This window comes from Streptomyces curacoi, from assembly GCF_001513975.1.
Taxonomy (GTDB): Bacteria; Actinomycetota; Actinomycetes; order Streptomycetales; family Streptomycetaceae; genus Streptomyces; species Streptomyces curacoi.
Map to the genome: position 1 here is coordinate 533,572 of NZ_KQ947988.1, position 25,007 is coordinate 558,578.

Annotated in this window: 21 protein-coding genes; 4 read left to right on the top strand and 17 right to left on the bottom strand. The window is 68.9% G+C overall.

Annotated features, from left to right (window positions below):
- Positions 1–606: 606 nt before the first annotated feature.
- The 12 genes from AQI70_RS19140 to AQI70_RS19195 form a co-directional block, all read right to left on the bottom strand.
- Complete coding sequence (locus AQI70_RS19140) at positions 607–1,095, bottom strand: FAD synthase family protein (protein WP_062151346.1); 489 nt, start codon at positions 1,093–1,095, stop codon at positions 607–609.
- The gene (locus AQI70_RS19145) at positions 1,092–2,633 is read right to left on the bottom strand and encodes a fibronectin type III domain-containing protein (protein WP_062151349.1); all 1,542 of its coding nucleotides are present in this window, start codon (positions 2,631–2,633) and stop codon (positions 1,092–1,094) included. The genes AQI70_RS19140 and AQI70_RS19145 overlap by 4 nt, the downstream gene beginning before the upstream one ends.
- A gap of 74 nt (positions 2,634–2,707) precedes the next feature.
- Positions 2,708–4,252: an oligosaccharide flippase family protein gene (locus AQI70_RS19150; RefSeq protein ID WP_062151352.1), complete on the bottom strand. Its 1,545-nt coding sequence runs from the start codon at positions 4,250–4,252 to the stop codon at positions 2,708–2,710.
- Entirely contained in the window at positions 4,249–5,859 is a 1,611-nt protein-coding gene (locus AQI70_RS19155; RefSeq protein ID WP_062151356.1) for a hypothetical protein, read from the bottom strand. Before AQI70_RS19155 ends, AQI70_RS19150 begins: the two co-directional genes overlap by 4 nt.
- On the bottom strand, positions 5,856–7,289 hold the full coding sequence (locus AQI70_RS19160) for a hypothetical protein (protein ID WP_244181717.1): 1,434 nt from the start codon (positions 7,287–7,289) through the stop codon (positions 5,856–5,858). Before AQI70_RS19160 ends, AQI70_RS19155 begins: the two co-directional genes overlap by 4 nt.
- A 153-nt stretch (positions 7,290–7,442) precedes the next feature.
- Positions 7,443–8,642 (bottom strand): glycosyltransferase family 4 protein, encoded by a 1,200-nt coding sequence (locus tag AQI70_RS19165; protein WP_062151362.1) that lies wholly within the window; start codon positions 8,640–8,642, stop codon positions 7,443–7,445.
- 28 nt (positions 8,643–8,670) lie between these two features.
- On the bottom strand, positions 8,671–9,651 hold the full coding sequence (locus AQI70_RS19170; protein ID WP_062151365.1) for an NAD-dependent epimerase/dehydratase family protein: 981 nt from the start codon (positions 9,649–9,651) through the stop codon (positions 8,671–8,673).
- A 144-nt stretch (positions 9,652–9,795) separates the two neighbouring features.
- Entirely contained in the window at positions 9,796–10,497 is a 702-nt protein-coding gene (locus AQI70_RS19175; protein ID WP_062151368.1) for a CDP-alcohol phosphatidyltransferase family protein, read from the bottom strand.
- 51 nt (positions 10,498–10,548) lie between these two features.
- Entirely contained in the window at positions 10,549–11,361 is an 813-nt protein-coding gene (locus AQI70_RS19180) for a class I SAM-dependent methyltransferase (RefSeq protein WP_244181718.1), read from the bottom strand.
- Between the two features lie 62 nt (positions 11,362–11,423).
- Positions 11,424–12,581, bottom strand: a complete 1,158-nt coding sequence (locus AQI70_RS19185; RefSeq protein WP_062151374.1) for a glycosyltransferase — start codon at positions 12,579–12,581, stop codon at positions 11,424–11,426.
- Positions 12,578–13,165, bottom strand: coding sequence for an LbetaH domain-containing protein (locus AQI70_RS19190; RefSeq protein ID WP_062151377.1), 588 nt, complete (start codon positions 13,163–13,165; stop codon positions 12,578–12,580). The genes AQI70_RS19185 and AQI70_RS19190 overlap by 4 nt, the downstream gene beginning before the upstream one ends.
- Positions 13,166–13,316: 151 nt before the next feature.
- Positions 13,317–14,660 carry a sugar transferase gene (locus tag AQI70_RS19195; protein WP_062151993.1) on the bottom strand — a complete coding sequence of 448 codons (1,344 nt, stop codon included), beginning with the start codon at positions 14,658–14,660 and terminating at the stop codon, positions 13,317–13,319.
- 506 nt (positions 14,661–15,166) lie between these two features.
- On the opposite strand from AQI70_RS19195, the gene AQI70_RS19200 reads away from it, so the two are divergent.
- On the top strand, positions 15,167–15,655 hold the full coding sequence (locus tag AQI70_RS19200; RefSeq protein ID WP_062151380.1) for a hypothetical protein: 489 nt from the start codon (positions 15,167–15,169) through the stop codon (positions 15,653–15,655).
- 101 nt (positions 15,656–15,756) lie between these two features.
- On the opposite strand, the gene tuf is transcribed toward AQI70_RS19200, so the two are convergent.
- From tuf to AQI70_RS19225, 5 genes are all read right to left on the bottom strand, one after another.
- The gene (tuf, locus tag AQI70_RS19205; RefSeq protein ID WP_062151383.1) at positions 15,757–16,950 is read right to left on the bottom strand and encodes an elongation factor Tu; all 1,194 of its coding nucleotides are present in this window, start codon (positions 16,948–16,950) and stop codon (positions 15,757–15,759) included.
- 156 nt (positions 16,951–17,106) lie between these two features.
- Positions 17,107–19,233 carry an elongation factor G gene (fusA, locus tag AQI70_RS19210; protein ID WP_062151384.1) on the bottom strand — a complete coding sequence of 709 codons (2,127 nt, stop codon included), beginning with the start codon at positions 19,231–19,233 and terminating at the stop codon, positions 17,107–17,109.
- Positions 19,234–19,272: 39 nt separating this feature from the next.
- Positions 19,273–19,743, bottom strand: coding sequence for a 30S ribosomal protein S7 (gene rpsG, locus AQI70_RS19215; protein WP_003998848.1), 471 nt, complete (start codon positions 19,741–19,743; stop codon positions 19,273–19,275).
- Between the two features lie 2 nt (positions 19,744–19,745).
- Positions 19,746–20,117 carry a 30S ribosomal protein S12 gene (gene rpsL, locus AQI70_RS19220; protein ID WP_003948652.1) on the bottom strand — a complete coding sequence of 124 codons (372 nt, stop codon included), beginning with the start codon at positions 20,115–20,117 and terminating at the stop codon, positions 19,746–19,748.
- Between the two features lie 353 nt (positions 20,118–20,470).
- A complete protein-coding gene (locus tag AQI70_RS19225) occupies positions 20,471–21,019 on the bottom strand; it encodes a DUF1707 and DUF4190 domain-containing protein (protein ID WP_062151387.1) in 549 nt (182 codons plus the stop codon).
- Positions 21,020–21,276: 257 nt separating this feature from the next.
- Between AQI70_RS19225 and AQI70_RS19230 the strand changes: the two genes are divergently transcribed.
- The 3 genes from AQI70_RS19230 (at position 21,277) to AQI70_RS19240 (ending at position 24,968) form a co-directional block, all read left to right on the top strand.
- Positions 21,277–21,993 carry a Crp/Fnr family transcriptional regulator gene (locus tag AQI70_RS19230; RefSeq protein WP_062151996.1) on the top strand — a complete coding sequence of 239 codons (717 nt, stop codon included), beginning with the start codon at positions 21,277–21,279 and terminating at the stop codon, positions 21,991–21,993.
- Between the two features lie 123 nt (positions 21,994–22,116).
- Positions 22,117–22,860 (top strand): hypothetical protein, encoded by a 744-nt coding sequence (locus AQI70_RS19235; protein ID WP_062151390.1) that lies wholly within the window; start codon positions 22,117–22,119, stop codon positions 22,858–22,860.
- Positions 22,857–24,968 carry a hypothetical protein gene (locus AQI70_RS19240; protein ID WP_062151393.1) on the top strand — a complete coding sequence of 704 codons (2,112 nt, stop codon included), beginning with the start codon at positions 22,857–22,859 and terminating at the stop codon, positions 24,966–24,968. Before AQI70_RS19235 ends, AQI70_RS19240 begins: the two co-directional genes overlap by 4 nt.
- Positions 24,969–25,007 lie beyond the last annotated feature (39 nt).

Here is a 25,007-nt window from a genome sequence, read left to right on the forward strand (position 1 = left end):
GGCCGGTGCCGCGCCCACGCTTCCCGAAAGATTCCCGTACGTCCGCCCCAGCGCTGCCTTACGGCAGTTAGGGCGACGAGTACTGTGGGACTCGCTTCCGGTCCTCCCGGCGGGAGGCGCGCAGCATCAACACTCGACCGAGCAACTCGGACAGTCTGCCATATGGGGCTGGGGCTCCGCCAATCGAGCCGGAGAGAATACCCCGAGCGTGACGTAGGTCAAACCCGGGCGACCCCCGCCACCGGCCGACCGGGTGCTCGCGGCCTGACGCGAGCGGATCAGCCTCCACTGCCGCCGGCCAGGCCCCCGCTCAGCCCGTGATCCGGGGGCAGCCGGCCCGCCGGGTCCGCACGGCGACGGCATACGGCTCCTGCGGAGAACCGCGGACAGCAGCCGGGTGCGGTCCGGGCCCGCGCCTCTGGTGAACAGCAGCGTGTGGATCCCGGCGGCCTCGGCCCGGGCGGAGAGGACGACGACGCGCTGGGGCAGGACCGGCAGGTACACGTCACGTACGAGGTCGTGCCGCCGGACGATGGCCGGGGCCGGCACCGCGCCCCGCACGCCGCCGTCGACGTCACCCACGCCCGGTGGCCTGGATGTGGTGCCTCAGCTCTCTGTCGCTGTCCGGCGTGGTGCCGCGAGCTGTCCCGAGAGCGATGTGGAAGGGTCCCGCTGGGCGAGGAGGTGGAGCGCGTCCCGGAGCAGGGTGCTTGAGGTGTGCACGGTGTAGGGGAAGTAGACGACCTCCACCCCCACCCTCGCGAACTCGGTCTCGTAGTTCGTCCAGACGTCCGTACCGAGCCAGTCGTCCCCTTTGAAGATGACGTCGAAGCCGACTTCCCTCCAGGTCTCCATCTTGTCCTCCACGGTCGCGACGAAGGTCTCGTCCACGTAGCGCACGCTGCGGACGATCTGCAGTCGCTCGGAGAGCGGTACGACGGGCGGCCTGCCCTTCATGCGCACCACGAGCTCGTCGGAGCAGACGCCGGCGATGAGCCGGTCGCAGTGCCCGCGCGCCCGGCGCAGGATGTTCAGGTGGCCCACGTGGAAGAGGTCGAAGACCCCTGGCGCGTAGCCGAGGCGTTCCCCGGTCAACGTTCGTCCTTCGCGCGTTCGGCGGCGCCCGCGGTGACCACGAGCACGTTCGACCTGGGTGAGGTGTTCCTGCCGTCGGTGACGGCGATCCGGTAGCGATGGCGGGAGCCGGGGGTGACGGAGTCCGTGTACGTCATCGTGGGACGGTTCCACTCCGCGGACTCCTGGGTCGGGGAGGCCACGAGCCTGCCGTCCCGGTAGATCAGGTACTTCAGCCTCGCGTCGTCCCGGTCCCAGGCGGCACGCCAGGTGAGTGTGATCCGGCCGGCCTGCGTGTCCGTGACCGCGAGCGTGGGCGGATCTTCCGGGGCTCCCCGGTCGGGTCCGGCCGAGAAGCGCGTCAGGCTCTGCTGCGGTCTGCCGTTGACGGTGGTGAACTCGCCGCCCGCCCAGAGCACGCCACGGGCCATCTTCAGTACTCGGGGGCCGTTGCCCTCGCCGAGGCCGCCGTCCGTGTCGGGGAACCAGTGCAGGATGTGCCGGTTGCGCACCGACTGGGCCAGGAAGTGCTGGCGGTTGTTGTGCTCGGGGAAACCGCCCGGCGTCTCATAGCAGTTGTGGGCGTGGGACCCGCTGTAGAGAACGCCGTTGTGCACGGCGAGGGCCTGGGTGGCGCCCAGGCAGGTGTCCTTCCAGACCATCTCGCCACTGCCGAGGCGGCCGGCGATACGGCCGTCGAAGATGCCCGTCCCCCTGCCTTCGGCCGCCACGTAGAAGTTGGTCTTGTCGCGGGTCAGCGCCTTGACGTTCGAGCGGGGCGTCAGCCAGTTGGGGAACGAGCCCACCGTCTTTCCGGTGGTGGGGCGCAGGGCGACGAGCTTGAACTCGAACTCGTCGTTGACCTCGAGGAAGTCGCCGCCGACGATGAGTTTGCCGAACCCGGGAGCGGCGATGATGGCCCGTACGGGAGCGTCGATCGCGGCCTTGAAGGGCAGCAGCGAACCGTCAGGGCTGAACGCCGCGATGTGCTGCCTCTTCTGGCCGTTGACGCGTGTGAAGTCGCCCCCCAGGTAGACCGCGCGGGTCGTGACCTCGATGGCCCGGACGAACGACGACACGGCCGGACGGAAGTCCTTGCGCAGCGAGCAGTTGGCCGTGTTGAGCGCGACCGCGCTGGCCGCCCCGGCGTTGTCGACCTCGCCGAACGAGCCGCCGATGTAGAGCACCTTGTCGTCCGGCGACGCCTTCAGTGCCCGTACGGTGTTGCCGCCGCCGGAGAAGGAGTGGGTGCACGGCAGCAGCCTGCCGGTGGCGGCGTCGAACGCGGCGAAGTTCTTGCGTGCGACCTCCTTCTCGCCGGGTTTCGCGCCCGGGGGGCGGACCTTGTCGAAGGTTCCGCCGACGTACACGACCCCGTCCGCGTACTCGATCGACCAGACGATGCCGTCGGTCTGCCAGGCCGCCAAGGTGTCGGCGGTCAGGGTCTTTTCGTCGCCCTCGGCTGCCGAGGCCGAAGCGGTGATGAGCGAGGCAGCCGCGAGAAGGGCCACGGCCGAAGCCGTGGTGGCCCCCCTCTTCGTGCTTTTTCTCAGGCGCATGGAACATCCCTGGTTGCAGCAAGTACGGGTGACGGAAGGGGAGATGGGGTGGCGGTCTCGGTGCCGAGACGGCCTCATGTGACGCGTTCGCGGAGCACACCGACGAGTTCAGACACTCCCAGGGGTGTGCGAAATCGCCACAAACTTATACCGAATGCGCAAAATCCCATGGTGATTGCGACGGCAAGTCCGACGGTCGTGTCACCTGCCAGCAGCCGCGCGGGAAGGACCAGCGGCACCGTGAGGCACAGGCCGGTCAAGGTCGCCAGGAGATAGCCGTGATCGATGATCGTGAAGCCCTGGTGCCGTCGCACCAACGCGGCCGAGACGAGGTTCTCGACGACGGTCGCCGCCCCCCAGGACAGGGCGGCTCCGAGGACACCCAGCCGGGGAACGGTGAGGAGGCCGACCGTCAGCTGCACCGCGAACGCGACGCCGGTGACCGCCAGATGCCAGGTGCTCTTGCCCGCCATGAGCAGCACTGTCTGGGCGTTGCCCACCCCCACGTTGACCGCCGAGGCGATACAGAGCACCACCAGCGCGTCCGCCCCCTGCTCGAACTCCGGCCCGAACAGCGACAGGACGGTGCCCGGGAAGCTGGTGAGCAGGACGAGCAGCGGCCAGGAGAACAGCACGATCCAGCGCGTCGAGACCCGGTGCAGATGGCAGGCCTGCGGGAGGTCGCCCACGGCGAGGAGACGGCTGATCTCCGGGGCGACGGCCAGCCGGATGGCGAGCTGGAGCAGAGTCGCCGCGATGACGACACGGCCGACGGCGGTGTAGATGCCCGCCTCTTCGCTCGTCGCCAGGCTGGACAACAGGATGACGCCCACCCAGACCGCGCTGATGTCGAAGACGGAGGAGATCGCCCGGGGCGCGGCGAACGCCCAGAATCCCCGGCCGGCCGCGGCCGTCTCCGGCCCGGACGCGGGTCCCGGACTCCGCCGGCGGCACCGGCGCAGTGCGAACCAGGCGATGACGAAACCGGCCAGAGAGGGCACGAGCCAGGCGGCGGCCAGCGTCAGCACGCCCGGAGCCAGCAGCATGACCGGTACGGCGATCAGCACCCGCAGGACCGGTTTGCCGATCTGCTCGACACCGACGAACGGGATCACCGTGCCGTAGCCCTGGGTGGCGCCCAGCAGGACCAGGGTGACCGTGGCCAGGGGGAGGAACACGGCGAACAGCCGGACCAGGGTCACCGCGTCGTCGGGGTCGAGGCTGGGCAGCAGCGAGGTGGCCGTCCAGGGCGACAGGAACAGCAGCGCGGCGGCCGCGGTGCTCGCCGCGGCTCCGGGCAGGACCGCGCTGCGCAGGAGCGCGCCCACCTTGCGGCCACCGGTGGTGGCCAGGTCACCGGAGACGAAGCGCACGAGGCCGGTGTCGGCGCCGAGCTTGCAGGTGTTGCAGAGGATGGTGAAGGCCGCGACACCGGTGAACACCGCTCCCGCCCCGTACGCCCCGAGCGCCCGGGTGATCAGGGTGACCAGGACATAGCCGAAGACCGCGTTGACCGCCGAGCCCAGGAAGCCCCACCACCCGCCGCGCGCGGTGGCGGCGACCCCGCACCGGGCGGGCGGCCCGCCGGTGGCGGGGACGGCCGTGTCGGAGGCGCTCATCGGGAGGCGCTGAGTGTGTCGTCCTGCGCGGGTGCGGCCGGCTTCGCCACGACGGGGCCGGCGGGCGCGGACGGTGCCGTGGACGGGTGCCGCCCTGTCGCCCGGCGCACCCAGTCGCTGCCCAGGACACGGCGGAGCACGCCGGGCCGTGTGCCGTTGTGGAGCGCCGCGCCCACGACGTGTCCTCCCGAGCAGCCGATCAGCTCGCGGACCCGCTTGAGGTCGTCGCGCCTGACGTCGTGCAGACCGCCCACCACGAGAACGCCGTCCACCCGTCGGGCCAGCGCCAGACCGTCGGCGTGTTCCAGCAGCGGCGGGACGAGGAAGAGCGCCGGCCTTCCGGGATCGGCATCCGCTACGGCGCACGCCGTCATCGGGGCGGCCACCCGGTCGTCGCCGGTGGTGCGACCGCTGTCGGTGCGGAGCGTGAACCGTCCGGCTGTGCCCGCGTCCACGACCACTCCGCCCTCGGGGAGGTCGGCCTGCGCCGAGTCGCCGTCCGACAGGGGCAGCCGTGCCGACAGGCCGGGTGGCTGCGCGGTGGCGTCCACGAGCAGGACGTCGTCACCGCACTCGGCGAGGGCCGCGGCGAGGTTCACGGCGACGGCCTCGGCGCCCTGTGCCCCCTTCGGCGCCACGATCATGAGCGTGCCCGCGGCCGTACGGCCGTCCCCGCGCCGCAGGCGGAAGGCGAGGGCGCGGTACGCCTCCACGCGGCTGCCATCGGCCCGGCCCACCTCCAGCAGTGCGCCGTCGGGGCCGGGTTCCGGAAGGATGCCCAGCACCGGAGCGTGCAGCGCCCCTTCGACCTCGCCGACCGAGCGCGCCCGCGGTTCGAGGGCGGATCGGAGCCAGGCGAACACGACGCCCAGGATGAGACCACCGATCAGGCCGAGCCCGATGAGCCAGCCGGGGCCCGGCCCCGAGGGCCGCTTCGCCGGCTCGGCCCTGCGGACGATGTCACCGCCGGAGGTGTCGTAGGCCCTGATGTCCGAGGCCCGCTTCTGCAGAATGCCGATCTGCTGCTGCATACCGGCGGTGCCGGCGGAGGAGCCGTCGGACTTCATCGCGTTGACCCGCTTGCTGAGCGCGCTGATCTGCCGGTCCAGGCCGGCGGTCATCCGCGTGACCATGGCCTTGGAGCGGTCCTGGCGATCGGCGAGGTAGGCCTGCGCGAACGCGTTGGTCACCCGGGCCGCCCGCTTCGGATCGCCCGTCGAGTACTCGAACCGAAGCACCTGGGTGTCCTTGGGATTGGTCACCCGCAGGTCGGTGAGGAGCGCATCGGCGCGGGACCGCTGCCCCACCGCCTTCGCCGCCCGGGCGGCGACGTTCGCGCTGAGCGCGATCTGCCGCTCCGTGCTCATGCTCACCTGGTTGTCGACGGACACGCCGAACGTGTTGAAGGGGTCCGTTCTCGAACGTACGAGCACCTCACTGGTGGAGGTGTAGTGGCCCGCGCGCAGCAGGACCAGGAGCAGTCCGCCGAGCAGCCCGAGGAGCACGCCCAGCACGATGGTCGCGCGGTACCTGAGCAGTCGGCGTACCTGGTCGCGCAGCTGGTCGGGGTCTTCGTAGCGATCGTCGAAGCCGGCGGGGCTGGTCACGGATGCCTCCTGTGTCCGGGGACGGTTGCGTGGCCCATGGCCGCGGGTGGCCGCACCGGTGACGGGATGCGGTACGGCCGGGCGGCGCGGGTGGTGATGAGGAGCGGAACGGTCAGGAGCAGCAGCAGCGGCCCGATGATCGCCATGAGGCTGCCGCGCAGGAAAACCAACTGGTAAAAGGCGAAGGCGGGGACGAGCAGAACCGCCAGGGTGCTCGGCCGGTCCCTCAGCCGTTCCCGGATGTCGTCCATCCGCCGTCCGGCCGCGCCCAGCAGGCAGAAAACCGCGACGACGCACGGAGCGCCGCCCCACAGATAACTCTCGATCCACAGCGGAGCGGAAAGGTTGTAGAAGTCGTAGCCCGCGTACTGGGCGAGTTCGATACCCGTGGTGGGCGGTTTGTCGGGCCACAGGGAACGGGGCACCATGAACAGGGCGACGCCGAGCACGGCCGATGGCGAGAAGCCGTTTTCCTGCACATAGTCGATGCCGGTCTGCATTTGCTGAAAGGCGTCGTAGTCCATGTTGGTGTTGAACTGCTCGGCGAGTGCCACGACCTGCACCGATTCCCGTTCGTCGTAACGGAAGTAGTCGCTGTAGGGGAAAGCGAACAGCACCACGGTCGCGATGGCCGCGGCGGCGATGCGAAAGGCCCGCGGGGTGCTGAACCGGCGCCAGGAGAAGAGCAGGACCACGAGGACCGTGCCGGCCCAGAAACGCGGCCTGCTGATCGGGTTGTTGACGATCACGTTGAGCGTGAGGAGGACCGGGAGCAGTATCCAGCGGACCGCGCGCAGCAACCGGTCCCCGGTGGCCAGGCGGGGCACGTGGAGCAGGGCCACCATGGCCCAGAAGGCGGGGACGGCGAGGGCCCAGATGCGCAGCGCGTGCGCGGTGTCCGCCTCGGCGCCCGACTGCCGCAGCGCCTGCCTGCTGGTGAAGAAGGCGCGCAGGCCGCCTTCCTGCCCGGGGATCAGCATGATCGCGAGCAGCAGCGACAGGCCGCACAGCAGCAGCACGGGCAGCGGCGCGAGCCTGCGGGACAGCAGGGGTTCGAACACCACCGACCTGCCGCCCCGGCGCCTGGCGGCCAGGGCGGACCCCGCGCTGTAGGCGAGGAGCCCGAGTTCGGTCAGTGCGGCGGCGGCGAACGCGGTCGTTTCACCGGTGCGGTATTCCAGCGGATAGGTGTCGGTGGCGAGCATGGCGAGCGGCGCCAGTCCGAGCCACACATAGGAGAACAGCCAGAATCCGAAGGCGACAAGACGCACCGATGTGTCGGTGAGCACCCTGGCGAGTCCCCCGCCGGCGTGCGCCACGACGACGCACTGCACGGCGAGTGCCGCCCCGAATCGCGTATCGATGGCCTGCAGGATCAGCGCGGGCAGGAAGGCGACGAAAAGGAAGGACCAACAGCACACAGCCGCCACGCAACGCTTTTTACTGCCTCGCACCTGAACCCCCGTATGAGCGGGCAAACGGAATAAATCGGCGCCAATAGATTTATAACCCGAAGGCCCCGCCGGTCGCCCGCATTTCAGAGGGTGTTTTACTTGACGTAAATTCCTATGAATTCACAATAATCACTTACCGGTACGGCTCGCCGCCCGCAGAATTTCCTCGAATCGCGAAGCGCACTGTTCCAGGGCGAACTCCCGCTCGGCCAGCGCCCGGCTCTCCTTGCCCAGCGACTCCGCCCGCCCGGGATCGTTCAGGACCTCGCGGACCCACGTGGCCGCATCGGCCAGCGAGGACTCCTCCGGGGCGAACACCGCCGAGCCGGCCTGCCGGAGCAGCTTCGCCGCCAGGTTGTCCGCCGGCATCAGGCCCAGCACCGGGCGTCCGGCGCACAGATAGGACAGCGTCTTGGAGGGCACCGAGAACTCCCCGGCGTCCGCCGCCAGCAGCACGACCAGCACATCGCCCGTGCCCAGGACCTCGGGCAGGCGCTCGTAGGGCTGGAAGGGCAGCAGGGTCAGTTCGACGCCTCGGGCGGCGGCGGCCTCCTTGATGACCGGGACGGCCGGGCCGTCGTTGACGACGACGAGGCGGACCCGTTCGCCCTGCTCGCGCAGCGTCTCGGCCAGCCGTACCAGCAGGACGGGGTTGTGCTTGAGGCCGATCGTGCCGGAGTACAGCACGGTCCGGACGCCGGTGAGGCCGTGCTCCGCGGACCAGGCGTTGGCGCGGTCCACGGGGACGATCTCGTCCAGCGGCGCCCAGTTGGGGATGACGGTGACCTTGCCGGCGGTGCCCCACTCCCGGTGGATCCGCACGAAGGAGTCGGCGATGACGACGATCGCCGAGGCCCGTCGCGCCGACCACTTCTCACCCCGCTCGAAAACCCTGGCGGCCACGCCCATCAGCCTCGACACACCGGCGGCGGCGAAGCTCTTGAGCGCGACGGCGGTGATGTCCTGGTGCCACAGCACCCAGGGGATGCGCAGCGCCCGCAGCGCCGCCGCGGCCACGACCAGGGTCGGGATCGGCAGGTTCCCCAGCATCGCCACGTCCGGCTTCTCGCGCCGTACCTGCCGGGCCAGCTCCAGGCCCAGCCGGGTCTCCTGGAACAGGCGCCGGACATAGGCGTCCTTGTCGAGCACGACGCGGTCGCCGATGGTGACGAAGCGAAGGCCGACGACCGCGTCCTGGGCGAGGTTGCCCTTCCCGGAGACATACGCCGGGCAGGTCGAGTGAACGACGTCATGACCGCGCCCGGCCAGCTCACGGGAGAGCTGGGCCTGGAACGGGTGTCCGCTGTAGTCGTGGACGAGGATCCTCATCGGCTGCTCTCCCGGCCGGTCGAAAGGGTCAGGAGCGGGCGAGCTTGACCTGGTCGTAGACCCAGGCGTAGGTCTTCTCCAGGCCTTCGGCCAGCGGGATCGACGGCTCCCAGCCGTACAGTTCGCGGATCAGGGCGTTGTCGGAGTTGCGGCCGCGTACGCCCTGCGGGGCGTCCAGCCGGTACTTGCGCTCGCAGCGGACGCCCGCGATCTCCTCGACGATGTCCACCAGCCGGTTGATGGTGACCAGCTCGGTGGAGCCGAGGTTGACCGGGACGCTGCTGGCCCCCTTCATGATCATCTGTGTGCCGTGGAGGCAGTCGTCGATGTACATGAAGGAACGGGTCTGCAGGCCGTCGCCCCAGATCTCGATCCGGTGGTCACCGGAGACGACCGCTTCGGCGATCTTGCGGCACACGGCCGCGGGGGCCTTCTCGCGGCCTCCGGTCCAGGTGCCCGCGGGGCCGTAGACGTTGTGGTAGCGCGCGACGCGGCAGGTGAACCCGTAGTCCTCCTCGAAGTGGCGGCACATGCGCTCGGAGAAGAGCTTCTCCCAGCCGTAGCCGTCCTCGGGCTGTGCCGGATACGCGTCCTCCTCCTTCAGCGCGGTGACGTTCGGGTCGGTCTGCTTGCCGGCCGCGTACACACAGGCGGACGAGGAGTAGAAGTAGCGCTCGACGCCCGCCTCGTGTGCGGCCTTGAGCATGTGGGTGCTGGTCAGCACCGACATCATGCAGGCGGCCTTGTGGTTCTCGATGAACCCCATGCCGCCCATGTCGGCGGCCAGCATGTACACCTCGCGGGCGCCCCGGACGGCGTCGCGGGCGCTGTCGAGGAGGGACAGATCGGCGACGACGTTCTCGGCGGCGGCGTGCACCTGGTGCCACTCGTGCTGCGGCTTGATGTCCACACAACGGACCGTCAGCCCCTGGGACAGAAGGTCGGCCGTGAGATGCCCACCGATGAATCCTCCGCCTCCCGCGACAACGACGTCCACCTGCTTGCTCATGGCAGCTCCTTCTGGAAACCCGGAATCAGGCTGGAAGGTTAGCCACCATTTGCACCTTTTCATGCGATATGCCGCGCGTTTCCCTGCCACAAAGCCCCTGATGCACCTGCCACAAGGCCCCTGATGCCTCCGTCCGAGTTCGCGTCAGGACAACTCGCGGAACCATTTGGCAAGGAACGCCGGCAGAAGCAGCACATGGGCCGCGAGCAGGGCCACATACAGCGCGAGGAAGAGTTTCGGGCTCCCCAGGAACAGGAAGCTCAGACACAGCAGGCCGTAATCCACGGGCAGTAGTGCCATGCCACGCACCGTGGAAGGCGGAGGCACCGGTCCGGCGGGCAGATCCCCTCTGCGCCTTCTCAGCTGTTCCGTCAGAATCCCTCCGAAGAACAGCAGGACGGCGGCGAACTGGAAGGCCACCGGAAGCAGCAGCGCGGGGCGCGGCAGGTCGAAGAAGCGGTAGAAGGAAATCAGTACCGCCATATGGATGCCAAGGAACTTCGCGCAGTCCACCACATGGTCCAGCCACTCCCCGGAAAAGCTGGTCGACCGGTGCAGCCGGGCCAGCTGGCCGTCCGCGGAATCGAGTGCGAAGCCGAGAAGCAGGGCGAGCGCGACCCATTGTCCAAGCGCGTGGGAAGGCGGGCGCAGCGCCATCGCGAGGACGGCAGCGAAGGTGATCAGCGCGCTGACGACCGTCACATGGTTGGGCGAGAGCCCGATGCGGCACGCTGCGGCCGCGAGCAGTCTGCCGACCGGCCGGTTGACGAACCGTGTGTAGACGGAGACCCCCCGAGGCGGTTTCTGCACCTTCGAGAGCTGCCGCAGCGTGCTGGAGAAGTCCATTCCCTGACCTCGTGCCTGAACGGGCGGAAGGATCAACCGCCTGCCAAATCCTCAGATACGTCCGCGCGCGAGGATTCCGAAATTTGACGCGGGAAAGTACTTCTCCCCCACGGCCTGCAGCAGACAGGACTGCGTCGACCAGTACCGCTCGATGTCGACCACCGAGAACGACGCGGTCAGGCAGCCGCGGATGGCCTCCTCGTCGACACCCTGCCGGACCACGTGGTACTCCACCATGTCGGACGGGTTCGCCTCGTCGTAGGCGCCGCGCAGCCGGCGGATCCGGGTGCCCAGCCCGCGCCGGAACTCGCCCTGCAGCATCCGCCAGCAGAAATAGGACCCGCGGTCGAGCGCCAGTGACCACGCGGAACGCCGGGGGTACCACAAGGGGTCCTGGAAACTCAGGAACGCCCCGCCCGGCGCGACCCGTTCGGCCAGCTTGGCGGTGGTCCCCAGATAGTCGGGAATGTGATGCAGCACCGAGATGCAGACGACGACGTCGACCGGGTCTCCGCTGCAGGCGGCGTTCCCGTCGGCGTCATGGATCACGGCGACCCTCGGATTGTGTCGGAAACGGTGGCGCAGAAACTCCGCGCTGGGCGCGCTCATCTCCGTGACCTCGACTTCGGCCCCGGCCGCCAGCAGGTGGTCGGTGAAGCACCCGTGGCCCGCTCCGACCTCGACGGCGCGGCACCGGCCGTTCCTCTTCATGACCTCCCCCACCACCTGGTGAATACGCCGCACCACCCTGTCCCGGATGCTGTGGTGAAGAATGTGCGGGGAGCCCTTCGCGTAATTGTGCCCGGCATCGTGAGCGCACTGTTGCAGCTCGGCCATGGACGGCTTTTCCAGAATGGAACCCATGGCCAGAACGTAGGCGTCCGGGCCCGCCTCATCTGATCCGACCAGCGGAATTGTCACGGTATTCATCCGATCGGCCGCAGAAAGCCTTGGGGCGGTGACTGGGGACGTGACACACGCCGATAGATCGCCTCCAGCCGGTCCGTCACCGCGTGAACGGAGAACACCTCCGTGACGGCACGGCGCCCCGCCTCCGCGAGGGCGGCTCGCTTGCCGGCGTCGGCCAGCAGACCGCACACCGCGTCCGCCATGTCCTCGGGACTGCCGTCGGTGACCACCGCCGCACGCCGGTGAGCCAGCTCGTCCGCGATGCCGCAGGTGTCGGTGCACACCACGGGGGTGCCCGCGCGGAGCGCCTCGATCACGGTCATCCCGAACGGTTCGTCGACGCTGGGCAGCACGTACACCGCCGCCCTCGCGTAGGCCCGTACCGCCTCGGCGTGCGCCAGCGCCCCGCCGTAGGAGACGACGGCCTCCAACTCATGGGCGGCGATCAGCCGGTGCACCTTCGGCAGCATCCCCTCGTCCGCCCCGTAGAGGGTGAACCGGGCGTCGGGCATCCTCCGGTGCACCAGAGCGGCCATCTCAACGAACGCGTCCGGGCGCTTGCGCGGGTGCAGCCGGGCGAGGAAGAGCACCTCCCGCTCGCCCCGCCCCTGCTCCGCCCCGCCTTCGTGCTCGGGTCGCACCCCGTTGGGCAGGGTCACCAGCGGCGGGCCGCCGGCGCCGATCACCTGGGCCACGTCCCGGCGCTCGTGCTCGGTGAGGACCAGGCAGCCACGGGCCCGGCGCAGCAAAGGCACGTACACCCGGTCGAAAAGCCTGACAGCGACCGCGCGCCGGGGCTGCACCATGCCGTGCGTCTGCGCGACGAATCTCTTGCGGCGCAGCGCGGCGACGGCGAGCGCCGCGAGGGAGACGAGGTCGCGCCCCGCGTGGATGTGGACCACATCGGCCCTGCCCATGGCTTTCCACATGTCCCTGACCAGCAGCGGATGCATGAGCCCGGTGAAGCGCCCCGGCAGCAGGGAGCGGGCCGGACGCGTACGCAGCGGCACCGAGCCCAGACGGGCCGGCGCCGGGGACCTGCCCCGCCACAGGGACACCAGAGTGACCTCGTGGCCTCGGGCGGCGCACTCCTCCAGCTGCCCGGCGGCCACGCTCGTCGGACCGCCGTACGCTCCGTCGTCGCTGACGAGTGTCACGACATGGACGACCCTCATGCCGCCGCCCCACTGGTGATGACCTCGCCCGGACCGATGTCGCGCCGGGCGACCACCGAGGCACCCACCACCGCGCCACGGCCCACGGTCACCCCGCGCAGCACGACGGCCCGTGCCGCGATCCAGGCTCCGGGCTCCAGGCGGATGGGCCCGTTGTCGAACTCGAAGGTGGGGCTGCGGCGTTGGTGGCTTCCCGTGCACAGCAGCGCCCCCTGCGAGACGCACACGTTGCTGCCGATGCTGATCTGCTGCAGGTTCAGCAGCCAGGCGCCCTCCCCGATCCACACGTCGTCGTCGATGTGCAGCCGCCAGGGCCAGTGCACCCGGACACCGTGCCGGATCAGCACCCGCCGGCCGATCCGTGCGCCGAAGGCCCGCAGCACGGCCGGCCGCCAGCGGGCCGGGAACCACCACTTGACGAACACGAGGTGGAGTACGGCGAACCAGGCCGCCTGGACGAGCAGCGGACGCCCCTTGTCGTAGCCCGCCCCCGTGAAGCCCCGCAGGGAACGCTCGACCACGGCCCGGTGGTCGGGTTCGCCTGTGTGGGTGCCCCTGTCGGGCGGCGCTGCGGTCTCTGTCATGGGGGTAGCCCTTCCCGAACCCGAACCGGAAAATATGCCTATTTGCATAAATTGCTATGAATTCACGACGTGGGCCAGCACATTACGGCGTGTTGCCGCCGGCCTCGACCGCATGGAAGACCCGTATCCCCCCGGGAGGGGCGCGGCGGGCTCAGTAGGCCCCGCGTCCGTCCAGCACCGCGCGGACCGTGCGGGCCATGACCGTCATGTCCCAGGTCCACGACCAGTTGTCGACGTACCGCAGATCGAGCGAGACCGTCTCGTGCCAGGACAGGTCGGATCTGCCGCTCACCTGCCACAGTCCGGTGAGGCCGGGTTTGACGCTCAGTCGGCGCATCTCCACCTCGTCGTAGCGGGCGACCTCCTCGGGCAGCGGTGGGCGTGGGCCCACCAGCGACATATGACCGAGGAGGACATTGGCCAACTGGGGCAGCTCGTCCAGCGAGTAGCGGCGCAGAAAGCGCCCGACGGAGGTCACCCGTGGATCCCGGCGCAGCTTGAACATATGACCGTCGTGTTCGTTCGCCGCCGCCAGGTCGCCCTTCCTCCGGTCCGCGTCCACGACCATCGTCCGGAACTTCCACATGGGGAAGGGCGTTCCGTTCCGTCCGACGCGGGCCTGACGGTAGATGACCGGCCCCGGCGAACTCATCCGCACGGCGAGCGCCACGACCGCGAACAGAGGGGCCAGCACCATGAGCAGGAGCAGCGAACCCGCCCGGTCCGTGGCGGCCTTCAGCAGCGTCGGCAGGCCACGGCGCGTCGGCGCCGAGATGTCCAGCAGGGTGAGCCCGGCCGCCGAGGTGATCCGGACCCTGCGCCGGGCCACTTCGACGATGCCGGGCAGCGCCATCAGCCGACGGCCCCGGTCGTGCAGGGCCCAGGACAGCCGCCGAAGCCGGTCCCCGCACATGTGCCGGTCCGTGGCGACGAAGACGATGTCGGCGCCGAGCGCCTCGGCCGCCTCGGCCACGGGCACGGCATCCTCGTCCAGAGCGGTCGGCGTGTCGACCCCCAGCCGCGCCGACACGGGCACCCCGGACAACACGTCGCCCTCGCCCAGCACACAGGCGCCGACCACCACGTACCCATGGTCCGTACGCTCGGCGAGCTGCCCCACCACGGCGTCCACCGCTCCGGGCTCACCGATGACGAGGACGCGCCGAAGCCCTCGGGCACGCCGGCGTACGGCCAGGACGCGGCGGTGGATCGCCTTGCGGCAGACCACGGTGACCGCCAATGCCGGACACAGGGCGAGAACCGCCGTGGGCGTGTCGCCGAACCCGGATGCGGCACGCAGCACCGCCAGGGCGCCGAGCAGCACCAGCCAGTCCCGCACAACCGGTCCGACCGGGGCGCCCTCGTCCCATGTCCAGGGCGCGTAGCGGCTGGCGGCGAGGCCCACGAGCACCCAGATGACCGTGATCGCGACCACCTGCTGCACCGGGTGCGCCACACCGGTCGCGAGGAAGGCCACCGCCGTCGGCAGCGCCATCCCCACGGCGTCGGCACAGACCGCGACCGGCACGTACCACCCGCCCGCAGGACCTGTGCGCCTGTCTGTCCGGTGCGGCGTGAGGGGAACCGCCTTCCCTGACACCGCGCTGCTGGACTGCCGCATGGTTCTCCCTGTGACCCCGGCCCTCGGCGAAGACGTGGGCGCGGCCGCACCGGAGGAGCAGCTCGCACCCAATGGGACGGTTATATCAATCTTCTTGCCTGTATGTCCTATTTAAATGACTTGCTGTCAGGTGTCGTTCCCCCCGCCGAGGACCCGTGCCGCCGCCCAGCCACTCGGCCTTTCCGGTGCTCTGAGACCCGGACGGCCTAGAAGAGGAGCCTCCGAAGAGTGACGCCGGTGTGATTGTGCAATTGATCAGGCACCCGGCAGCGGATGCGCATCACCACTCGAATCGCCCAAGAAACAGGCACGGCCATCCGCGAGGTCCGGTACACCCAGAACAAGGAGGAGTACTCGTCGTGCGAGTAACCACTCGAACAATGACCCAGTCGCGACGCCCCAGATGGGCAGCGCGCCTCGTCGGCCTCGGCCTGACCACGGCGCTCGCGGTCACCTTCACGGCCGGCCCCGCGGCGGCGGTGCCGGGAGACCCCAGCGCCTCCGGCGAGCAGCCGGTGGAGGTGCCGGGGAACCCGACCTTCGCCACCCTGCCCGCCACCATCACCCCCTTCGACTGCGACCGGATCGTCACGGTCGACCCGGTGACGGCGGGATCCTTCGGGGACGACGACGAGGTCAGCATCCTCAACATCGGCACCGACAACACCTTCGACTTCACTATCTCCGACGACTTCGCCGCCATCGGCGTCCTCGTCAAGGGCGGCCCGGTCGCCAACGTCTACGACTACCGGCCCGTGGGCATCCAGGCGGACCAGGAGCTGCACGCTCCGGTCAACCCGATGAACATGACCTACTACGGCCTCAGCAACCTCGACTTCTGCCTCGTCGAGGACAACTACAACAGCTGACGCCTTCCACCCGCCGAAAAGCGAAAGGGCCCGTACGACCGAAGTCGTACGGGCCCCTTCAGGAGCTCGCGGCTGGAGCTACCAGGTCAGTTGACCCAAGATCACTTCGTGATCTTGGTGACCTGGCCGGCGCCCACGGTCCGGCCACCCTCACGGATGGCGAACTTCAGGCCCTCCTCCATGGCGACGGGCTGGATGAGCTCCACCTTCATCTCGGTGTTGTCACCCGGCATGACCATCTCGGTGCCCTCGGGGAGGGTCACGACGCCGGTCACGTCCGTCGTACGGAAGTAGAACTGCGGACGGTAGTTGTTGAAGAACGGCGTGTGGCGGCCACCCTCGTCCTTGGAGAGGATGTAGGCCTGCGCCTCGAACTCGGTGTGAGGCGTGACCGAGCCCGGCTTGATGATGACCTGGCCGCGCTCGACGTCCTCACGCTTGATGCCGCGGAGCAGCAGACCGACGTTCTCACCGGCCTGGCCCTCGTCGAGCAGCTTGCGGAACATCTCGATACCGGTGACCGTGGTGGTGGTCTTCTCGGTCTTGATGCCGATGATGTCGACGGTCTCGTTGACCTTCAGGACACCACGCTCGATACGGCCGGTGACGACCGTACCGCGACCGGTGATCGTGAAGACGTCCTCGATCGGCATCAGGAACGGCTTGTCGACGTCGCGCTCCGGCTCCGGAATCGCGGTGTCGACGGCGTTCATGAGGTCCAGGACGGACTGCGTCCACTCCTTGTCGCCCTCGAGCGCCTTCAGAGCGGAGACCTTGACGACCGGCAGGTCGTCGCCCGGGAACTCGTACTCGGAGAGGAGCTCACGGACCTCGAGCTCGACGAGCTCCAGGATCTCCTCGTCGTCCACCATGTCGGCCTTGTTCAGGGCGACGACGATGTACGGCACGCCGACCTGGCGGGCCAGGAGCACGTGCTCCTTGGTCTGCGGCATCGGACCGTCGGTCGCGGCGACCACGAGGATCGCGCCGTCCATCTGGGCGGCACCGGTGATCATGTTCTTGATGTAGTCCGCGTGACCAGGGCAGTCGACGTGGGCGTAGTGCCGCGCCTCGGTCTGGTACTCGACGTGCGCGATGGAGATGGTGATACCGCGCTGGCGCTCCTCAGGAGCCTTGTCGATGTTGTCGAACGGGGTGGCCTCGTTCAGCTCCGGGTACGCGTCGTGCAGCACCTTGGTAATGGCGGCCGTGAGGGTCGTCTTACCGTGGTCGATGTGACCGATGGTGCCGATGTTGACGTGCGGCTTAGTCCGCTCGAACTTCGCCTTCGCCACTGGGGTCCTCCTGTGGAGTGGTTCTGTACGCCTTACTTCATCGGCGCCAGGTGATCTTTGCTGTTAAGTCCCGGAACCCGGGGCAAACACTCACGAACGTGTGCGTTTGCCCCGTGAGGCTCCGGAGTCAAGCCTACGGCGTGAGAACGCTGTGCGTTACTCGCCCTTGGCCTTCGCGATGATCTCCTCGGCGACGTTCCGCGGAACCTCGGCGTAGGAGTCGAACTGCATGGAGTAGCTGGCGCGGCCGGACGTCTTGCTGCGCAGGTCGCCGACGTAACCGAACATCTCCGAGAGGGGCACGAGGCCCTTCACGACGCGGGCACCCGCCCGCTCCTCCATGGCCTGGATCTGGCCACGGCGGGAGTTGATGTCACCGATGACCTCACCCATGTAGTCCTCGGGCGTGGTGACCTCGACGGCCATCATCGGCTCAAGGAGAACGGGGCTGGCCTTGCGCGCGGCCTCCTTGAAGGCCTGCGAACCGGCGATCTTGAACGCGAGCTCGGAGGAGTCGACCTCGTGGTAGGCACCGTCGTGCAGGATGACGCGCACGCCGGTCATCTCGTAGCCCGCGAGGATGCCGAACTGCATGGCCTCCTGGCAGCCGGCGTCCACCGAAGGGATGTACTCCTTCGGGATACGACCACCGGTCACCTTGTTCACGAACTCGTACGACGCGTCGCCGCCCTCGAGCGGCTCGATGCCGATCTGCACCTTGGCGAACTGGCCGGTACCACCAGTCTGCTTCTTGTGCGTGAAGTCGACGCGCTCGACGGGCTTGCGGATCGTCTCGCGGTACGCCACCTGCGGCTTACCGACGTTGGCCTCGACCTTGAACTCACGGCGCATACGGTCGACCAGCACCTCGAGGTGCAGCTCGCCCATACCACCGATGATGGTCTGGCCGGTCTCCTCGTCCGAGTGGACCTGGAAGGACGGGTCCTCCTCGGCCAGGCGCTGGATCGCGACCCCCAGCTTCTCCTGGTCGCCCTTCGACTTGGGCTCGATGGCGACCTGGATGACCGGCGCCGGGAAGTCCATGGACTCCAGGATCACCGGGGACTTGTCGTCGCACAGCGTCTCACCGGTCGTGGTCTGCTTCAGACCCATGACGGCGATGATGTCGCCGGCGCCCACCGACGCGATCTCCTCACGCTTGTTCGCGTGCATGCGGTAGATCTTGCCGATGCGCTCCTTCTTGCCCTTGACGGAGTTCAGCACCTGGGTGCCGGACTCCAGGCGACCGGAGTACACGCGGACGAAGGTGAGCTTGCCGAGGTGCGGGTCGCTCATGATCTTGAACGCCAGCGCCGACAGCGGCTCGTCGTCGGACGGCTTGCGCTTCACGACCTCCTCGGGGTCGCTCACCGCGTGGCCCTCGATGGCCTCGATGTCGAGCGGGGAGGGCAGGTAGCGCACGACCGCGTCGAGCAGGGGCTGAACGCCCTTGTTCTTGAACGCGGTGCCACAGAACACCGGGGTGACCGTGGTGTCGCTGGACTTGCCGGAGGCGATCGTGATGCGGCGGATGGCCGCGTACAGCTGCTCCTCGGAGGGCTCCTCGCCCTCCAGGTACAGCTCCATGATCTCCTCGTCGTTCTCCGCGACGGCCTCGAGCAGCTTGCCGCGCCACTCTTCAGCGGCCTCGGTGTGCGTGGCCGGGATGTCGACGACGTCGTACATCTCGCCCTTGGTCGCCTCGGCGGACCAGACGAGCGCCTTCATGCGGACCAGGTCCACGACGCCCTTGAAGTCGGCCTCGGCACCGATCGGGAGCTGCATGACGAGCGGCTGGGCACCCAGACGGTCGCTGATCATGTCGACGCAGCGGTGGAACTCCGCGCCCGTACGGTCCAGCTTGTTGACGAAGCAGATACGCGGAACGCGGTAACGGTCCGCCTGACGCCACACCGTCTCGGACTGCGGCTCAACGCCGGCGACGCCGTCGAACACCGTCACGGCACCGTCGAGCACGCGCAGGGAGCGCTCCACCTCGACGGTGAAGTCGACGTGGCCCGGGGTGTCGATGATGTTGATGGTGTGGTCGACGTCTTCCAGCGGCCAGTGACAGGTGGTGGCAGCAGAGGTGATCGTGATGCCACGCTCCTGCTCCTGCTCCATCCAGTCCATGGTGGCAGCGCCGTCGTGGACCTCACCGATCTTGTAAGACACACCGGTGTAGAACAGGATCCGCTCGGTGGTGGTCGTCTTGCCCGCGTCGATGTGGGCCATGATGCCGATATTGCGCACCTTGGCCAGGTCAAGTGAAGTGGTAGCCATAAGGCTTCAGTCTTCTCTCGGTCTCGATGTGGGTAGCGACTACCAGCGGTAGTGCGCGAAGGCCTTGTTGGACTCGGCCATCTTGTGGGTGTCCTCGCGCTTCTTCACGGCCGCACCGAGGCCGTTGGAGGCGTCGAGAAGCTCGTTGAGGAGACGCTCGGTCATGGTCTTCTCGCGACGGGCGCGGGAGTAACCGACCAGCCAGCGCAGCGCCAGGGTGTTGGCACGGCCGGGCTTGACCTCGACCGGGACCTGGTAGGTGGCGCCACCGACACGGCGGGACTTGACCTCGAGGGTCGGCTTGATGTTCTCGAGAGCGCGCTTCAGCGTGATGACCGGGTCGTTGCCGGTCTTCTCGCGCAGGCCCTCCATGGCGCCGTAGACGATGCGCTCGGCGGTGGAGCGCTTGCCGTTCAGCAGCACCTTGTTGATGAGCGACGTGACCAGAGGAGAACCGTAGACCGGGTCGATGATGACCGGGCGCTTCGGGGCGGGGCCCTTACGAGGCATTCTTACTTCTCCTTCTTGGCGCCGTAGCGGGAACGGGCCTGCTTGCGGTTCTTGACACCCTGGGTGTCGAGGGAGCCACGGATGATCTTGTAGCGAACACCCGGCAGGTCCTTCACACGGCCGCCGCGCACGAGCACGATGGAGTGCTCCTGCAGGTTGTGTCCCTCACCCGGAATGTAAGCGGTGACCTCGATCCCGCTGGTCAGACGCACACGCGCGACCTTACGCAGGGCCGAGTTCGGCTTCTTCGGGGTGGTCGTGAACACACGCGTGCAGACGCCGCGACGCTGAGGGGAACCCTCGAGTGCGGGCGTCTTGTTCTTCTCGACCTTGTCCTGCCGGCCCTTGCGGACCAGCTGCTGGATCGTAGGCACTACTTCTCCGGTTTCTGTGTGCCGATGGGTACAGCTAACCTGGAACGTCTCCGACCCACGCGGTCGGGTGTGTCGAATCCGGCGGATTCCCGCCGCGAGGCGAAAAGAGCACAGATTACGGTGGCCGCTCACAGCTCGCTATGCGGTTGAAGGCACGCACGAGAGCCAGGGCACACCCCAGGCACAAGGTCTGAGCGTACCTACCTCATTCGCTGTGGTCAAAACAAATGGGCCTCGCCCGCATCGCCATACGGCCGATGTCAAGACCGCACACCGTCTTTGATCTTCGAATCGGCGAACCACCGACGTCACAGCCGCCTCGCGGCAATCGCCGAACCGCCCGCCCACCGTGGTCATGCGGACACCGCGGCGGCGACGACCATCAACGCCAGCAGCGCGGCCCAGGCCGCGGTCGACAGCCATCCCAGCACGAGCCCGGCCAGAGCGAGGGCGTCGCCGCCCTCCCCGGTGCGCCGTATCTCCGTACGCGCCGCGTGCCCCAGAACCACGGCCGGAATCCCGGTCAGCCCGAAGCTGAACAGACACAGCACCCCGCAGACCGCCGACCCGACGGCCTTGCCGTTCGTCTGCGGCCGGGGCACCGCCAGGAACGCCCGCGGTACGGGCGTCACGGGCGCCGGCAGCGGCATGGGGCCCTGCGGCAGGTCGGCGACGAGCAGGGCCAGCTCCCCCACCGTACGGGCCGCGTAGGCCCGCCCGACCCGCTTCTCGAACTCGGTCTGCTCCAGCCGCCCTTCGGCGTAGCCCGCCCTGAGCACGTCCACGGCCCGTTCCCGATCGGCGTGCGAGGCGAGCATCGACGGGGCGCTGGGACCGGACCACGACTGCGGGACGCCACGCTCCTGCCACGGCTGCCACGGCTGCCACGAAGGATGCGTCATGGAGCAGCACCTCCCCCGTACTGGTCGGAGTCCTTCCATGATGCGCCTGACCGTCACTCCTGGCACCGGGGTCCGCCCCGGAGAAAACCCGGAGAAGCCGAGGGGTGACCACCCCCGAGGACTGGGTTGCCGCGCCGAGGGGAGCACATCGGCCACGGCGGCCGGTTGTCGCCGGTTTCCTGTGCACTCCGTTCAAGTACGTTGACTGCTTGCGAGGGCAAGGAGCATCGGCGCAGGTGAACACGGGGGCGGCGGGCATGGCTGGGAGGCAGACACGCGCGTGGGACGACGACGGCTTCGACGACAGGGTGCCGTTCCTCGCCCGCCTGGAGAAGGAGGACCGGACCGCCCTGGTGGCCATCGGCCGCCCGCTGTGCTACCCGGCACGGGAGGTCATCATGCGCCAGGACGAGCCGTCCGCCCACGTTCTGCTCCTCCTGCACGGCTGGACCAAGGTCACCGCCCTCGCCGCCAACGGGTACGAGGCCCTTCTCGCCCTGCGCGGCCCGGGTGACATCGTCGGCGAGGGCGCGGCGCTGAGCAGACGTCAGCGCTCGGCGACCGTCACCGCGCTGGAAGCGGTCGAGGCCGTCGTCATCGAGCAGGGCCGCTTCACCGCATTCCTCTCCGGAAATCCCCGGGTGGCGCTGCAGTTGCTGAGCCTGACGACCGATCGGCAGCGATCCACGGACCGTCGCCGACTGGAGTGGGCCGCCCTCACCGTGCGCGAGCGGCTGGCCGTCCTGCTGCTCGAACTCGTCCGCACGCACGGCAACAGGACCGACGAAGGCATCGAGCTCACCATCGGGCTCAGCCAGCAGGAGTTCGCCGGCTCGGTCGGCTCCTCCCGGGAGGCGGTGGCCCGGCTTCTCAAGGAGCTGCGCGCACGTCAGGTCGTCGCGACCAGGCGCCGACGCATCGTCGTCCTCCGACCCGATGTGCTGCGCCGCATCATCGGGGAGAGCTCTGCCTGAGCACACAGAGCGGTCTCCGTTCTGTGCACACGGTCACAGTTCATCCGTGTCATCGGTCCTCGGACGCTCGGCCCAGGCCCGCCATCGTGCTGGGCAAACGGACCGACTCGCGAGAGGCAGCCCATGACCGACCCTGTGTACCGGAGCATCCTCCTTTTCGACATCGAGCAGTACGGCTCACGCGATGACGTGGAACAGGCGTACCTGCGGCGGATCCTGTACGACGTCGTCGACGCCACGCTGCTGGCCGCCGCCGTCGACGACACGGCCCGGCTGCGCGCGGATCGCGGTGACTCCGTCATGGAGCTCATCGACACCCAGGTTCCCGTGCCGGCACTGGTGAAGACCCTCCTGACCGAGACCCCGGCCCTCCTCCACAACAAGAACCGCCTGCTCGCGAAGAGCGCCCAGATGCGCCTGCGCATCGTGCTGTCCTCCGGCTACGTGGCCATCGACGAGCTCGACGGCTGGGTCGGCTCCGACCTCAACCATGCCGTTCGCCTCCTGAACTCCGATCCCCTGCGCGACGCCCTCAAGCAGCGGGACGGCGACAGCGTCTTGTGCGTGTCCAACGGCATCTACGACGGGGTGGTGCGCCATGGCCCGCTGGGCGTGCGGCCAGGCGACTTCCACCGGATCACCGTGGAGACGAAGGAGGGGCCCACGGTGGCCTGGCTGCATGGGGAGCCGTCCACCGCAGAGTCTTCCGCGCCTTCCTCCGACGCCCAGGCGGCCTGGGACTCACCCACGGCAGCCCCGCACAACGAGACCCGCGTCGGCGGCAACCTGTACGGCAACACCGGGGGCACGCACCACGGCGACCAGAGGTTCGACTTCGGCGCTTCCGAACGGGGCGAGCGCCGATGAGCCAGGAAGAGGCGGCCACCGGAACGACAACAGCCGACGAGAACGCACAGGACGGCGAGCAGAAACAGGACACGGCGGCTGACTCCCCGGAGCAGCGCCGGCAGGAAGCCTGGGCCGCCCGCCGGGCCCTGATCGCACACGCCCCTGACTTCGTCTCCACCCTGATCAACCGTGACCAGTTCGGCCAGACAGGTGGCCACCACTACGGCGACACGATCTACCACTTCGGCGGTCGAGCCGACGCTCCCCGCTCCCTGTCCGGGCCGATACCGAAGACGGACGTCGACATGCTGGCGGCCGTCTTCCAGGACGGCCCCAGTTTCCAGGACGCGCTCACCCGACTGCGCACCGACCGACTCGTCTTCCTGTCCGGCGGGCATGAGACGGGCCGCCGTTCCGCCGCGCTGATGCTGCTGCACCGGCTGGGCGTCGATCGAATGCGCTCCCTCGACCCCCATACCTCGGTGTCGGCGTTGCCCGATCAGTTGGACAGTCCGGACGGATACCTCCTGTGTGACCTGGCGATCAGCCGGAATCGCCCACTTCAGGAACCCCATCTGCTGGCCCTGCGCGAACAGTTGGAACGCACAGGGGCCCGACTGGTGATCACGGTCGAGCCGTCGGCGGCGCTGGGTGACATTCCGTCCGTACGGTGGGAGGCTCCCTCGGCCGAGGACATCCTGCGCTCCCATGTCACCCAGGCCACCGGGGAGGCCGCTTGGACCAAGCTGTGCGGGCTGACGCCGGTGAAGGACTTCCTCACCCAGCAACACCGGCCGAGGGAGATCGAACGGTTCGCGCAACGGCTCGTCGCACTGCACCGCGGTGAGATCGACGAGGAGCGGCTCGCCGCCTACGGCGAAACAGCCGTTGCGGCCCAGGTCACCCGCTGGCTCACGGGGGAAAAGCCCGAGCTGAGGGACAAGGCGTTCCTCATCTCGCTCGCTGTCTTCGACAAGGCCCCGTACGCGGTGACCGCTGAGCTCAGCGACAGCCTCTTCGCACGCCTGCAGAAGATCGAGGACCCGGCCGTGTTGCCACGTATCCCCGTCTTCGGCAGCTCCCGCGAGGAGCGGCTTCGGCTGGCCCGCGCCGCCGGCTACATCGACACGCAGGTCACCGAGTGGGGGCCTCTCGAAGGGCAGTACGTCGCCGCCTTCCGGGAGGAGCGCACCGCCCGGATCCTGCTGGAGGAGGTCTGGAACCTCCATCCGTCCGCCCGTCCCGCCCTCGTCGAGTGGATTCACCGGCTCGCCGAGGACCGCCGCCCCCTGGTGCGGACCCGCGCGGCCTCGGCAGCAGCCCGGCTGGCCCATGCCGACCTGCCGTCCGCCATGGCCCACTTCATCGAGCCCTGGGCAGAAGCCCGCAACCCCAACTCCTGGCTGACTGCCGCCAACGCCCTCACCATGGCCCAGCTGCTGTCGGTGCCGACCATCCTCCAGATCCTGCACCACTGGTGCACCGACGAGCACGACAGCCGTCGCTGGACGGCCATCCGCGCGTTCGGTCTCCTGGGCCCGGTGCACCACGAGGCGGCCCTGGCCGCCCTCCTCGACGCCATACACCAGCGCCACCAGCGACACCGCGACGACGTGGACCGTGACGACGAGGACGCGGAGGACTTGGAGGAAGAGGCATTGCAGTTCGCCGAGGCCCTCCAGCTCCTGCTCCTGGCTGTACGCGAACCCGTGCTAACGGCTCTGGCCGAGCGCCTCCACGACCGCGCGGTCCGCGCACACGCGCTGTTCGCCTTCCTCCAGGCCTGCGAACAGCACGAGGACGACAACGACCGCCCGCTCGTCCTCGACTGGTACGCACAGGCTCTGGCGAACGACGACACCGAGACAGCCCGGTACCTGACCTCGTTCTGGCAGGAGGCGCTGTCCGATCGGGGGCGCACCGCCTGGGCCCTGCGCATCCTGCGCGGATGGGTGCTCAAGGCCGACCACGACCCCGCGTCGGAGTCGGCCCTCGCCTCCCTGCTGCCCGCCCTCGTCGCCGCGCCCCCCAACCATCGCCGCGTCAGCCACCTGCTGCGCACAGTCCGCCACTCCGACCGCGAGCCCTCACCCGCGGCCGAGAGGCTGCTGACGCGGATCTCCTGACCTGTCCAGAGAACACCGAACGAGATCCAGGAGACCGAC

Excerpts from the sequence above, each read along its gene's own strand:
- AQI70_RS19145 (WP_062151349.1), bottom strand. The coding sequence starts at position 2,633 with ATGCGCCTGAGAAAAAGCACGAAGAGGGGGGCCACCACGGCTTCGGCC.
- AQI70_RS19150 (WP_062151352.1), bottom strand. The coding sequence starts at position 4,252 with ATGAGCGCCTCCGACACGGCCGTCCCCGCCACCGGCGGGCCGCCCGCC.
- AQI70_RS19165 (WP_062151362.1), bottom strand. The coding sequence starts at position 8,642 with ATGAGGATCCTCGTCCACGACTACAGCGGACACCCGTTCCAGGCCCAG.
- AQI70_RS19170 (WP_062151365.1), bottom strand. The coding sequence starts at position 9,651 with ATGAGCAAGCAGGTGGACGTCGTTGTCGCGGGAGGCGGAGGATTCATC.
- AQI70_RS19175 (WP_062151368.1), bottom strand. The coding sequence starts at position 10,497 with ATGGACTTCTCCAGCACGCTGCGGCAGCTCTCGAAGGTGCAGAAACCG.
- AQI70_RS19180 (WP_244181718.1), bottom strand. The coding sequence starts at position 11,361 with ATGGGTTCCATTCTGGAAAAGCCGTCCATGGCCGAGCTGCAACAGTGC.
- AQI70_RS19185 (WP_062151374.1), bottom strand. The coding sequence starts at position 12,581 with ATGAGGGTCGTCCATGTCGTGACACTCGTCAGCGACGACGGAGCGTAC.
- AQI70_RS19190 (WP_062151377.1), bottom strand. The coding sequence starts at position 13,165 with ATGACAGAGACCGCAGCGCCGCCCGACAGGGGCACCCACACAGGCGAA.
- AQI70_RS19195 (WP_062151993.1), bottom strand. The coding sequence starts at position 14,660 with ATGGCGCTGCCGACGGCGGTGGCCTTCCTCGCGACCGGTGTGGCGCAC.
- AQI70_RS19200 (WP_062151380.1), top strand. The coding sequence starts at position 15,167 with ATGACCCAGTCGCGACGCCCCAGATGGGCAGCGCGCCTCGTCGGCCTC.
- fusA (WP_062151384.1), bottom strand. The coding sequence starts at position 19,233 with ATGGCTACCACTTCACTTGACCTGGCCAAGGTGCGCAATATCGGCATC.
- rpsG (WP_003998848.1), bottom strand. The coding sequence starts at position 19,743 with ATGCCTCGTAAGGGCCCCGCCCCGAAGCGCCCGGTCATCATCGACCCG.
- AQI70_RS19225 (WP_062151387.1), bottom strand. The coding sequence starts at position 21,019 with ATGACGCATCCTTCGTGGCAGCCGTGGCAGCCGTGGCAGGAGCGTGGC.
- AQI70_RS19230 (WP_062151996.1), top strand. The coding sequence starts at position 21,277 with ATGGCTGGGAGGCAGACACGCGCGTGGGACGACGACGGCTTCGACGAC.
- AQI70_RS19235 (WP_062151390.1), top strand. The coding sequence starts at position 22,117 with ATGACCGACCCTGTGTACCGGAGCATCCTCCTTTTCGACATCGAGCAG.
- AQI70_RS19240 (WP_062151393.1), top strand. The coding sequence starts at position 22,857 with ATGAGCCAGGAAGAGGCGGCCACCGGAACGACAACAGCCGACGAGAAC.